Source organism: Arthrobacter sp. AFG20 (assembly GCF_002892795.1).
Classification (GTDB): domain Bacteria; phylum Actinomycetota; class Actinomycetes; order Actinomycetales; family Micrococcaceae; genus Arthrobacter.
Genome location: NZ_PJMC01000009.1, coordinates 21,877 through 34,239, shown reverse-complemented (window position 1 = coordinate 34,239; position 12,363 = coordinate 21,877). Strand labels below are relative to the sequence as shown.

Below are 12,363 nucleotides of genomic sequence, written 5' to 3'. Positions count from 1 at the left end.
CCGAGTTACAACCGCTTCGCGGCCTAGAGCAGCTTCCCAATCACCGCTGTCGCGTCCAGTTCGGCTGACGTGGAGATTCGAGGACTCATGCCCGCACTCACCATGGCCGCGGCTGTATGCGGAGCCTGCAGCCTGCTCGTTTCGATAAGAAGGTGCCCTCCCTGCTTAAGCCAGGCCGACGCTTCCGCGATCACTCGACGCTGGATGTCGAGGCCGTCGGGTCCTCCGTCGAGCGACGCCCGTGGCTCGTGAACTCGTGCCTCATGAGGCATGCTGCTGATGGAAGCAGTGGGTACATACGGCGCGTTGACCACCAGAATGTCAACGATGCTTTGAAGCCGGGCAGGCAGCGCGGCGTACAGGTCACCCTCATGGACCATACCGCCCACGGGCAGGACGTTGAGGCGGGCATAGCGCACCGCGGCAGGGTCGACGTCGGAAGCGTGCACCTCAATCCCCGGGACCAGTGCCGCCAACGCGGCGCCTACGGCTCCGGAGCCGCAGCACAGGTCAACAACAACTGGCGCGGTCGATGGCGATCTCTCCGCGGACCCTACCCCCGCGGCACCTAGAAGTGCAGCTGCCTCGCGGACCAGCAGTTCCGTCCGGCGCCGCGGCACAAATACTCCGGCCCCGACCCGGATCCGCAGACTGCAAAACTCTGCCCAGCCGAGAATATGCTCGAGCGGAAACCCCTCGACCCGCCGCTGCACGGCGTTAGTCAGCTCGTTGGGGGTGAGGCCAGCGGAAAGGAGGAGGTCCGCTTCATCTTCGGCAAAAACACAGCCGGCGGCGCGCAGCCTGCCGACGACGGTGGAGCGGGAGAGCAATGATTGAACAGGCATGGATGCGTCCTTCGGCTGAATGATGGGCGCTCCGTGCATATGTCCGACTAACCTTGTTGGTCCGTACGGCGGCGGGCAGGAAGAACCCAAGCTGGAATTGCGTGAATTGTTCTCACCTCCCGTAGTTTCAAACGTTCCCAGTCCTGGAACTGGCTCTGCAAAAATCCATGTTATCCGACACCCAATCGGCAATTATTGGCAGGATGGGACAATGACGCACAGCGAAGCCCCCACGCTCATCTGGACCGGCTCGTACACCGCGGACAGCGGCGGCCACGGGGCAGGGGTCGGGGCCGTATCGGCCAACGCTGATGGGACGCTCACATGGCGAGGTACGGCGGCAAAGGCGGACTCGCCGTCGTTCGTTGCCGTGCACCGGCAACTGCCAGTGGTTTACGCCGTCGGAGAGAACGCCAAAACCGTTCAGGCATACCGGCGGCGGGGAGAGTTCGGCCTCGAAGCCGTCGGCGAGCCCTGGCCGGCAGGCGAAGCGGCCTGCCACGTCACCGTCGATCCGCAGGGCAGGTTCCTGATCGTTGCCTGCTGGGGCGACGGCCAGGTGTTGCTGTACGAACTGGCGGACGACGGCGGCATCGCCCGCCGCCTTCCGGCGGCACCATCCAGCGATCCGCACCGGGACGATCGCCCCAGCCGGGCCCACGCCAGCCTGGTACTCGCAGACGGCCGCATCATGACCACAGACCTCGGCCACGACCTCCTCCGGGTGTGGAACCACGTACCCGCGACCGGTCTGGCGCTGGACCACGAGGTGGTGCTACCGAAGGACAGCGGTCCCCGCCACCTGGTGCAGCACTCCGACGGAACGGTTTTCGTGGTCTCCGAGTATTCCATCGAGGTCTTTGCGGCCCGGGCCGCCTCGTCATCAGGAAAGTTCGAACTGGCCGGCCAGGGTCCCGCCACCTCCGACGGCGCCAAGGACGGTGACTCTGCGGCCGAAATCGCCTTGTCGGCGGACGGGCGGTTCGCCTATGTAGGCGTACGGGGATCCAACCGGATCAGCGTCTTGGAGGTGACGCCGTCGGCAGAGGGCAGCCTGCTTAGCCCGGTCCGCGATTTCTCCAGTGGCGGCGACTGGCCCCGTCACCACCTGGTCCACGGCGAATCGCTTCACGTAGCCCACGAGCGCTCCCACGACATCACCACCTTCCGCCTGGACCCCCAGACCGGCCTTCCGCACGGCCCCACTGACCGCCTCGTTGCGGGTTCCCCCACGGCCCTGATTGTGGCAAGCTAAACGGCAATCGACAAAACCAATACAAGATTAGTCATTTCCAATACGGCTTCATCACAGGAGCTGTGGCAGGTGGATGAGCTTGCCTTGGTGCGTCGGCATCCTAACGGATTCCGGGCATCCCCGCCCGGACAAGCAGCGTTGCTTCGCGGAAGGTCCAACATGCTCACCGTCCCTCGCCTGCATTCCCCGCGCCGCGCCGGCGTTCCCACCAAGTTCGCCCGAACAACTCTGGCGGCAGCGGGCACAGCCGTCCTGCTGGCTGCGTCGGCCGTACCCGCGCACGCCATGCCAACCACAGCAGCCCTGCCCACCCAAACACCCGCCCAAGCCGCAGCCGCCACCAAAACTCCGGGTCCGCCGTCGGGCACCAAACCGGGAACAGCGGCCCATTCGCTCCGCACTCCCGTAACCGGCGAAAACTTCTACTTCGTCATGGCGGACAGATTCAGCAATGGCGACACCGGCAACGACCAGGGCGGCCTGGGACCGGATCCGATGGTCTCCGGCTTCGACCCCGCCCGCAAGGGCTTCTACAACGGCGGAGACCTGAACGGCCTGTTGGACAAGATCGACTACATCCGGGGGCTCGGGACCACGGCGATCTGGCTGACACCGAGCTTCAAGAACAAGGCGGTCCAGCCCGAAGACAATTCCGCCGGATACCACGGCTACTGGGTCACGGACTTCACCCAGATCGATCCGCACCTGGGTACCAACGGCGAGCTGAAAGCGCTGATCGACGAGGCGCACTCGCGCGGCATGAAGGTGTACTTCGACATCATCACCAACCACACCGCGGACGTGATCGGCTACAAGGAGGGCGCCCGCACCGGCTACGTCTCCAAGGACAAGGAGCCGTACCGCACCGCCTCAGGCGTTGCCTTCGATGACCGGGACTTCGCCGGCCGCGCGGACTTCCCGAAGCTCGACGCCGGGACCTCCTTCCCGTACACGCCGGTGCTTGATCCGGCGGAACAGAACCTCAAGGTTCCGGCCTGGCTCAATGACCCGACGCTGTACCACAACCGCGGCGACACCACCTTCACCGGCGAGAACTCCTTCTATGGTGATTTCTTCGGCCTTGACGACCTGTTCACCGAACACCCGACGGTCGTGGCCGGCATGACGGACATCTACGAGACCTGGATCCGGGACTTCGGCGTGGACGGGTTCCGCATCGACACGATGAAGCACGTCAATGACGAATTCTGGCAGCAGTTCGGGCCGGACGTCCTCGCCTACGCCAAGGAGCACGGCAAGGACGAGTTCTTCATGTTCGGCGAGGTCTTCGACACCTCCAAGAGCAACACGAGCCAGTTCACTACCCGCAACAGGATGCAGGCGGTCCTCGACTTCCCGTTCCAGGATGCGGCACGCAATTTCGCCTCTAAAAGCCAGAACGCGAAACAGCTGGAAACCTTCTTCGCCGCTGACGACTGGTACACGGATGCGGATTCCAACGTCTACCAACTGCCCACCTTCCTGGGGAACCACGACATGGGCCGGATCGGCAGCTTCATCAGCACCGACAACCCGGACGCGGACGACGCCGAACGCGTGGCCCGCGACGAACTCGCCCACGAACTCATGTACTTTTCCCGCGGAAACCCGGTGGTCTACTACGGCGACGAGCAGGGCTTCACCGGGCCCGGCGGGGACCAGGACGCCCGCCAGACCCTGTTCGCCAGCAAAGTGCCCGACTATCTCGACGACGACCTGCTCGGCACGGACGCCACCCACGCCACCGACAACTTCACCACCGGGCATCCCCTCTACGCCAAGATCCGCGAACTTGCGGAGCTGACCAAGGAGCACCCCGCCCTGCGCGACGGCGCCCACCAGCACCGGTACGCTTCGGACGGCCCCGGCATCTACGCGTTTTCGCGCACCGACGCCAAGGACCAGCGCGAGTACGTGGTGGCACTGAACAACAGCGAGGAACCGCAGACCGCCGCTGTTCCCACCTACATCGCCAAACGCAATTACAGCCTCATCTACGGCGACGCCGCCGGAAACTCCAGGACCTCAACCGACGGCAAGTTGACCGTCACGGTACCGCCGCTTTCCGCCGTCGTTTACCAGTCCTCAGGCCGGATCCCCCGCGAGAAGACAGCGCCCGCCGTCGCGCTGCAGGCTCCAGTTTCGGCTGCCGCTACCGCCACGTCCGCCGGGGATAACGGCCGCATCCAGGTGACGGCCGACGTCGACGGCAACTCGTTCTACGAGGTCACCTTTGAGGCCAGGACGCCGGGCGGCAAGTGGGGGCGCGTGGGCACCGATGACACCGCACCCTACCGGGTCTTCCACGACGTTTCGGGGCTGAATGCCGGCACTGCCGTGGAGTACCGTGCCGTCGTCCTGAACAACGCCGGCCGCACGTCTGTCAGCGCCTCCCGGTCCGCTGTGGTACCGGACCCGGTGCTGACCATCCAGCAGCCGGCCGAGGGCAGCACCGTCCAGGGGAACGTGGAAGTGGGTGCCACAGTGGACCCGGAGAAGGCCAGCCACGTGGTGCGGTTTGAGCGCAGCGTCGCGGGCGGGGCGTGGACAGCCATCGGTGCCGGCGATGATTCGTCCCCGGCGTACACGGTGATGGACGACCTGGCCGCCCTGGGCCTCGCCGACGGCACCGAGGTGCGGTACCGGGCAAGGCTGGACGGATCGAACGTGGTGAGTAATGTCCGGACGGTCGCGGTGGGCGCCGTGCCGCAGCCCGACTCGGTCACTGTGGCGGGAAGCCTGAACAGCGAGATGGGCTGCCCGGATGACTGGCAGCCGGCGTGCGAGGCGGCGTTCATGGCCTTTGATCCGGCCGACCGCCAGTGGAAACTCACGGCAGACCTTCCGGCCGGGCAGTACGAATTCAAGGCGGCCATCAACGGCTCCTGGGATGAGAACTACGGCCAGGACGGCGCGCCGAACGGGTCCAATATCGTGCTGAATCACGACGGCGGCCCGCTCACCTTCCGGTACAGCCACAGCACGCACGTCATCACGGCCGGCTAGGCCGCCCCGCAGGGCGGCTCAGGCTCAGGCCCGCATGGCCTCCTCGACCGCAGCGAGCAGGGAGTTGAACCTGTCGTCAGCCTCAAGGCTGTCGATCAGCACGGAGTCGCCGTCGGAGTTGGCCAGGGGCACCTGCCAGTTGGGGTACTGGGCCGAGGTCGTTCCGGGCTGATTCTGCACCCTGCGTTCACCGACCGCGTCCACGAGGGCCACCCCGAGAAGGACGGACGGGGTCTGCGCGAGCAGTCGGTGCAGCGCCTCGATCCGTTCCTGTTCTGAGCCGGCGTCGCTGGCCGAAAGGAGGCCGCGCTGCCGGAGCAGGTCCATCATCTTCTCCAGCTTGGCATTGTGCTCCAGGCGCTCCTCCTCCGCAGAACGCTCCAGCAGCCCCAGCGCGTTCCGCAATGTCACGTGGTCGCCGGCAAGGTAGCCGGCGGTGGGCGGCAGGTCGTGGGTGTTCACGCTGGAAAGGGCCTGCAGCCGGTACTCTTCGGGCGGCAGCGGGTCGTCGCCGTCGTTCTCAAACCACAGGATCGAGGTGCCCAGGATGCCCCGCGCCGCGAGGTAATCACGGACCCACGGCTCGAAGGTGCCCAGGTCCTCGCCGATCACCACAGCGCCGGCACGGTGCGCCTCCAGGGCGAGGATGCCGATCATGGCGTCGTGGTCGAAACGGACGTAGGCGCCGTCCACCGGCGAGTTCCCTGCCGGCACCCACCAGAGCCGGAAGAAGCCGAGGATGTGGTCCACCCGGATGCCGCCCGAATGCCGGAGCACCGTCGCGAGCATCTCCCGGAACGGCTTGTAGCCGGCCTCGGCGAGGCGGGTGGGGTGCCATGGCGGCTGGTGCCAGTCCTGCCCCAGCTGGTTGTACATGTCCGGCGGTGCGCCGACGCTGACGCCGGGGGCGAGGACGCCGTGCAGCGTCCAGGCATCGGAGCTCTGCAGGTCCACGCCGACGGCAAGGTCGTTCACCACGCCCAGGCGCATGCCGGCGTTGCGCGCTGCCTGCTGCGCGGATTCCAGCTGCTCGTCGCAGAGCCACTGCAGCCAGCGGTGGAACTCAATCCGTTCGGCCAGCTCGCCCCGCAGCTTCTCCGCCAACGGCGAGCCGAGCGCAGCCGTTGGGTCGGCCCAGAACGGATCATCGGCGTCGAGATCCTCACGGATCGCGCACCAGAGGGCGAAGTCATCCAGGCCGGCGCCGGCCCGGCGGCAGTAGTCCTCAAACGCGAGCTGCCGCGACGGCGACCGGCGGACGCCAAAAACCAGCTCCAGCGCGGCCAGCTTGGCCGAGTAGACCTTGTCCCGGTCAAGCCTGATGGCATCCTTGTTCAGCTTCCGCGCCTGCTTCATGAGGCTCTGGACGAGGGACTGCTTCTTCGGCTTCAGGTACGCCAGTTCCGGAATGGCCTCGATCCGCAGGTACAGCGGGTTGAAGAAGCGTCGGGTCGACGGTGAGTACGGGGACGGCTCCAGGGGAGGCACGGGATCGGCCGCGTGCAGCGGATTCACCAGAATGTAGTCAGCGCCCCGCGCTCCGGCCACCGCTGCGAGCTCGGCCAGGTCGGCAAAATCGCCCACACCCCACGACCGCTTGGAACGGACGGAGTAAAGCTGCGTCGCCAGCCCCCAGCCCCGGCGCTGCTCAAGGTCGGCCGCCGTGGACAGCCTGGCGGGAGTCACGACCAGCGTGGCCTCTGCAGCCACTCCGGCCGCCTCGGCACGCAGGGTGTGCCACCCCAGGCCCGTGTTCTGAGGAACGGCGAAGGTGGCCCGGCCGGTCAGAATGCCGTCCACCTCGCGGGGTTCCACCCAAACGTCCTCCTGGACGGCCTCCAACTCGCGCCCGTCCTCGGTGACAGCCCACATCCGGACGGGCGAACCGTGCGGAACATGGACGCTCACCTGCCCCGGCGTGCCTTCCTGAATTACGACGGCGGGCGGTAGCATCCGGCGCCAGGGTGCCAGTTCCGCCTCGGCCAGTTCGTGCTCGATCAGCTGGTCGGTGCGGGCATCGACTCCCAGCGCCGCCAGGACACGGACGAGGGTGCCGGCCGCTACGTCATGCGGCTGCCCGTCCCACCCCTGGTAGGACGTGCCAACGCCGTACGCCTCCGCCAACCACCGCAGCAGCTCGGGACTGACCGCGGTGTTGGTTACCGGTGTTCCGTTGCCCGCCGGCGCTTCGGGTGGCGAGGGCTCAGGGGAGGAGGTTTCAGGGGAAGTCGCGTGCTGCTGGCTGGGAGCCTTCATATATCCGCCTCGTCTGCTGTAATCGGCCCGAAACTAACGCTGCTGCCCGTCGCGGCCGGCCACTTCTAGCGCCCCCGCAACTGCTGGTTCCGATTATTGCAGGCTACGTTGGCGGTCCCGGGCAGAGGGCCTGGTGGGTGTCGTGGGGCTTACTCGGGATCAGCCTCGCGGGGTGCCGTGTCGTTACCGCCGCTCAGCCCGCGGCAAAGCCTCAACCCGGCCACGCCTCAAGCGGCAGCGCAGGCCTTCTGAAGCTCGCGGACAGAATCGCCGGGAACCTGGTCGCCGGCCTGCGCGATCGCATTGAGGGGCCCGGTGATTTCGGCGGGCACGCCAGCGGCCTCGGCGCCGGCCACAAGGCCCGCGAGCGCCGCCTTGTCCGAGGCGCTGACCAGGCCGTCCTCGATGATGGTGCAGATCTGTCCCTTCACCTGCTCGGCGGCCGCGTTCGCAGCCTGGGAGACCGCCGAACTCGCCGCATTCTGCGCTGCTTCCCCGGCCTGGGCGCAGCCCGCCAGCAGGACAACAAAAGGAAGCATGGTCATGGCGAGGTGGCTGCGTTTCATGATCCCACCCTAGCAACGGTGCCCCAAGTACCTCTGAGGGCCGAAGGCTGCCCTAGGCTCCTGCGACGCAGTCCTCACAGCGACTGACAACGGTGTCTCAGCCTTGTGCCACGGCGCATCACCGCTAACGGCGCCGGGGCGGCGCACCTCGACCGGTCATGACAGCCACGCCTTGCCCAGTGATCCAAAGGGACTACAAGGCTCACAGGGGGTCAGCACACCAGGCCGATTTGCGGCTGTCGAATCCGTTGACTTGTCCTGTGGACATCCCCTAGCGTTCCAGTCACTGACAACGTTGTCTACCTGTCCAGCATTAGGGGGGAGGGCAGAAGGCACGCGCGATGAAGGGCGATACCAGCACTATGCACCAGAGAAAATTCGGCAGACTCCAGCTTTGTACTGCACTGACCGTGGCGGGTCTCAGCCTGGCCGCGGTACTGGCCGGAACGGGAACAGCTGCGGCGGCCGGGACCTCCGGCGACGAGCAGTTCCGGCCGGCCTACCATTACACGCCGCAGCAGAACTGGATGAACGATCCCAACGGGATGGTGTTCTACAAGGGCGTCTACCACCTCTATTACCAGCACAATCCGTCCGGCAACCAGTGGGGCAACATGTCCTGGGGACACGCCACGTCAACAGACCTGGTGCACTGGAAGGAGCAGCCCCTGGCCATCGCCACTGACGACCAGCAGGACATCTTCTCCGGCAGCGTGGTGGTAGACAAGAACAACAGCTCCGGCCTCGGCACGGCAGAGAACCCTCCGCTGGTGGCCATCTTCACCAGCGCCTACAAGGATGCTTCGCCGCACAAGGGGCTGCAGGCCCAATCCCTTGCGTACAGCCTGGATGAGGGCAAGACATGGACCAAGTACAGCGGCAACCCGGTGCTCAACCGCAATTCGGCGAACTTCCGCGATCCGAAGGTGTTCTGGTACGCCTCCCCCGGCGGAGGCGGCTACTGGGTGATGACCGCCGTCGAGGCCACCGAGCACAAGGTGGTGCTGTACAAGTCCGGCAACCTCAAGGACTGGGCGCAGCTCAGCGAGTTCGGCCCGGCGAACGCCACGGGCGGCCTCTGGGAATGCCCCGACCTGTTCCCCCTTGCGGTCGACGGCGACCCCGCGAACGTCAAGTGGGTGATGGTGGTCAACATCAACCCGGGAGGCGTGGCCGGAGGCTCGGCCGGGCAGTACTTCGTCGGCAATTTTGACGGCACCAACTTCACCTCGGAGACCACGAAGGCCAGTGACGCGCTGCCCGCAGGCACTCCCCTGGCAGGCTTCAATGACGGCACGTACAACGGCTGGACGGTGAACAACGAACCCGGCAACTGGAAGGACGGGCCATTCGCCGGGGCGCCCGCGGCCGGCACCCTCACCGGGCAGAACGGCGTCACCGGCTTTGCCGGCGCCGGCCTGATCAATTCATTCAACGACGGCGACTGGCCGGTGGGGTCGATGACCTCGCCGCAGTTCACCGTGGACAGCGATTACCTCAACTTCCTGGTGGGCGGCGGACAGCATCCCCGGGCCTCGGACAAGCTGGACAACACCCCGCCGCCCGGGGACCTGTTATTCAACGGCTTTGAGGTACCGGACGGCTCCACGCTGGCCGACGCGGGGTGGACAGGAACCGGGGATCTGGCACCGGCGTTCCAGCCGGCAACCTCCGGCGGCGACTACTATATCGGCACCAAACGGATCAACACGTTCGATACGGGGGGCGCGCCCAGCGACGACAGGCAGGGAACCCTGACGTCGGCGTCGTTCACGGTAAACCGGAACTTCATGAGCATGCTGGTGGGCGGCGGGCACCGCACGGCCGACTCCGGGCAGACGCTGGAAGCCCAGCTGCTAGTGAACGGCAACGTGGTCCGCAGCCTCGCGGGCGATGACGCTGGAGCCCTGAACTGGAAGGGCTGGGACGTATCCGAGTTCGCCGGGCAGCAGGCACAGCTCCGGATCGTGGACCAGGCCACTGGCGGCTGGGGACACCTCACTCTGGACCACGTCATGCTGACGGACCAGGCCGCAGTGCCCCGTTCCGATGAGACCACCGTCAACCTCGTGGTGGACGGCAAGGTGGTCAGGTCGGCCACCGGGGCTAACAGCGAGGTCCTGGACTGGGCGTCGTGGAACGTTTCCGAGTTCAGGGGGCGGCAGGCCAGCATCCGGGTGGTGGACAACAACCGCTTCGGCTGGGGCCACATCCTGGCGGACGAGTTCGTCGCCTCGCCGCGGCCAGCCACGCCGCGGGTCCAGACCTACGACTGGCTCGACTACGGCCGGGACTACTACGCGTCCGTGTCCTTCAACAACATGCCGCAGAACAAGCGGATCATGCTCGGCTGGATGAACAACTGGGACTACGCCAACAACATTCCTACTTCACCCTGGCGCAGCGCGATGTCCTTGCCGCGCGAAGTGGCGCTGACGCAGACGGCCAGCGGTCCACGCCTCACGCAAAAGGCCGTCCAGCAAGTGAATAGCCTCGGCACAAAGGAAAGCTACGCCGAAAAGCGGGCGCGGAACATTCCTGCGGGAACCCACACGCTGCCGACTGCGGCCGCAGGTGACGTGCAGCGGATCGATGTAACCTTCGCCCCCGGTTCAGCAACCAAGGCCGGAATCACCGTGCTGGGGAACGGCAGCAAGTCGACAGTCATCGGGTACGACAAGGCCTCCGGAGAGCTGTACGTAGACCGAAGCAACTCCGGCAGCACTGACTTCCACCCGCTCTTCGCCTCAGTTGACTCCGCCCCCGTGACCGTGGACGCCAGCGGCAACGTGACGCTGCGCATCTATGTGGACCGGTCCTCTGTGGAGGTGTTCGCCCAGAACGGCCTGCGGACCATCACGGACCAGGTCTTCCCCGAACAGGGTGCCAACCAGGTGGCGCTCTTCGCCGAAGGCGGCACCGCCCGGCTGAAGTCGCTGACCGTCACACCGCTCAGCCAGTCCATGTTCCAGGCAGCGCAAGTGCCCACCAAGAACGGGAAGTAACGGCGGGTAAACGGAAGGCCGGTGTCCGCAGAACCTGCGGACACCGGCCTTATTCGTGGGCGGCGCCGGTTTAGTGGACCGGCTGCAGCCAGGTCAGCACCGAACCGTCCTCCTCAATATGGTCCGCGAGCTCCCCGTTGAACCGGGCGCCGTAGTCCGCGGTGATGTGTTCCTGGAAGGCTGCATCGTCGCGATACACCTCGAAAACGAAGTACTCCCGGGGGTTGCTTTCCCGGGTGTACGGCAGGAACAGCTGGTTGCCGGGCTCACGGCGCACCTGCTCGGTGAGTTCGCGCATCATTTCGGCAACCCGGGCTTCGCTGCCGGGCTTGACGGTGAATTCGGCGTAGAGCGTCTTGGTCATGGTTCTCCTGTCGGGGTGGGTTTTGAGGGTTTGGTGGTTTGGTTCATTCCGGCGGGCTGTTCAGTCCGGCGGGCGCAGCTCGCCGGACCCGCGGGTTATGAGCTCTGAGGGGACGACGTAGGTCTGCGCCGCGCTGTGGTCGCCGTCGATCCGCGCCAGCAGGCGTTCGGCGGCGAGCTTTCCGATCCGCTCGGGGTGCTGGGCAATTACGGTCACACCTGGCTCCATCATGTCGGCCAAAGTGAAGTCGTCGAAGCCGACGAGGGCAACGCGCTTGCTGGCGCCAAGCTCTTTCAGCGCCCGCATAACGCCGAACGTGACGAGGTTCTGGCTGGAGAAGATGGCCGTGGGCGGGTCCTCCGACGTCAACAACTGAAGGGCGGCCCGCCTCGCCGAATCCTCGTCGTGGAGGCCTTCGAGCACCGGAACTGAGGAGGTCGCGATGCCTTCCCTGCCGACTTCTTCGATGAAGCCGCGCCGGCGTTCGCGGGCGGTCTGGATATCTGTGCGGTCACCGAGATAGGCGAGCTTCGTGTGGCCCTGTGCAATCAGGTGACTGGCGGCCAGGGCCGATCCGACCGCGTTATCCGTCACCACTGCGTCCGCCTCGATGCCCACGGGTTCGCGGTCGATGAAGACCATGGGCAGATCGCGTGAGTGCTCCGGGATGACATAGGACTGGCTCTTCGCGATAGGGGTCAGGACCAGGCCGTCCACGCGCCTGCCCAGGAAGGCGGCAACCAGGGCTTTCTCCCTTTCGGGGTCGTCATCGAGGCTGGCGGCGAAGACCGCAATGCCTCGGGCGGCCAGGGAGTCCTCCAGGGCGCGGTGAATCTCACCACTGAAGGGGTTGGACACGCTTGGCAGCAGGAGGCCGATGGAAAGGGTCCGGCGGCCGGCCCGGCGAAGGCTCCCCGCTGCCATGTCCAGCTGGTAGTTGAGCTGCTGCGAGGCGCCCAGTACGCGCTGGCGGGTCGCCTCTGACACCCCCGGTTCATCGTTCATCACCCGGGAGACGGTCTTGATGCCGACGCCGGCCAGTGCCGCTACGTGGCGCATCGTGGGC

At 66.2% G+C, this 12,363-nt stretch carries 8 protein-coding genes; 3 read left to right on the top strand and 5 right to left on the bottom strand.

What is annotated here, in order from left to right; all coding sequences use genetic code 11:
• Window positions 1-23 precede the first annotated feature (23 nt).
• Window positions 24-845, bottom strand: a complete 822-nt coding sequence (locus CXZ05_RS12075; RefSeq protein ID WP_102972845.1) for a putative protein N(5)-glutamine methyltransferase — start codon at window positions 843-845, stop codon at window positions 24-26.
• Window positions 846-1,056: 211 nt separating this feature from the next.
• Between CXZ05_RS12075 and CXZ05_RS12070 the strand changes: the two genes are divergently transcribed.
• Window positions 1,057-2,100, top strand: a complete 1,044-nt coding sequence (locus tag CXZ05_RS12070) for a beta-propeller fold lactonase family protein (RefSeq protein WP_102972844.1) — start codon at window positions 1,057-1,059, stop codon at window positions 2,098-2,100.
• A 159-nt stretch (window positions 2,101-2,259) separates the two neighbouring features.
• The gene (locus tag CXZ05_RS12065) at window positions 2,260-5,106 is read left to right on the top strand and encodes an alpha-amylase family glycosyl hydrolase (RefSeq protein WP_102972843.1); all 2,847 of its coding nucleotides are present in this window, start codon (window positions 2,260-2,262) and stop codon (window positions 5,104-5,106) included.
• Window positions 5,107-5,130: 24 nt separating this feature from the next.
• Here CXZ05_RS12065 and malQ read toward each other — a convergent pair whose 3' ends face one another.
• Together malQ and CXZ05_RS12055 are read right to left on the bottom strand one after the other, a co-directional pair.
• Window positions 5,131-7,362 carry a 4-alpha-glucanotransferase gene (gene malQ / locus CXZ05_RS12060; RefSeq protein WP_219726550.1) on the bottom strand — a complete coding sequence of 744 codons (2,232 nt, stop codon included), beginning with the start codon at window positions 7,360-7,362 and terminating at the stop codon, window positions 5,131-5,133.
• A gap of 227 nt (window positions 7,363-7,589) precedes the next feature.
• Window positions 7,590-7,928 carry a hypothetical protein gene (locus CXZ05_RS12055; protein WP_102972842.1) on the bottom strand — a complete coding sequence of 113 codons (339 nt, stop codon included), beginning with the start codon at window positions 7,926-7,928 and terminating at the stop codon, window positions 7,590-7,592.
• Between the two features lie 362 nt (window positions 7,929-8,290).
• Here CXZ05_RS12055 and CXZ05_RS12050 point away from each other — a divergent pair, with 362 nt between their 5' ends.
• Entirely contained in the window at window positions 8,291-10,933 is a 2,643-nt protein-coding gene (locus CXZ05_RS12050) for a GH32 C-terminal domain-containing protein (RefSeq protein ID WP_374754657.1), read from the top strand.
• A gap of 70 nt (window positions 10,934-11,003) precedes the next feature.
• Here the strand turns inward: CXZ05_RS12050 and CXZ05_RS12045 are convergent, their stop codons facing one another.
• Entirely contained in the window at window positions 11,004-11,297 is a 294-nt protein-coding gene (locus CXZ05_RS12045; protein ID WP_102972840.1) for a putative quinol monooxygenase, read from the bottom strand.
• 60 nt (window positions 11,298-11,357) lie between these two features.
• The gene (locus CXZ05_RS12040; protein ID WP_102972839.1) at window positions 11,358-12,356 is read right to left on the bottom strand and encodes a LacI family DNA-binding transcriptional regulator; all 999 of its coding nucleotides are present in this window, start codon (window positions 12,354-12,356) and stop codon (window positions 11,358-11,360) included.
• Window positions 12,357-12,363: the final 7 nt, after the last annotated feature.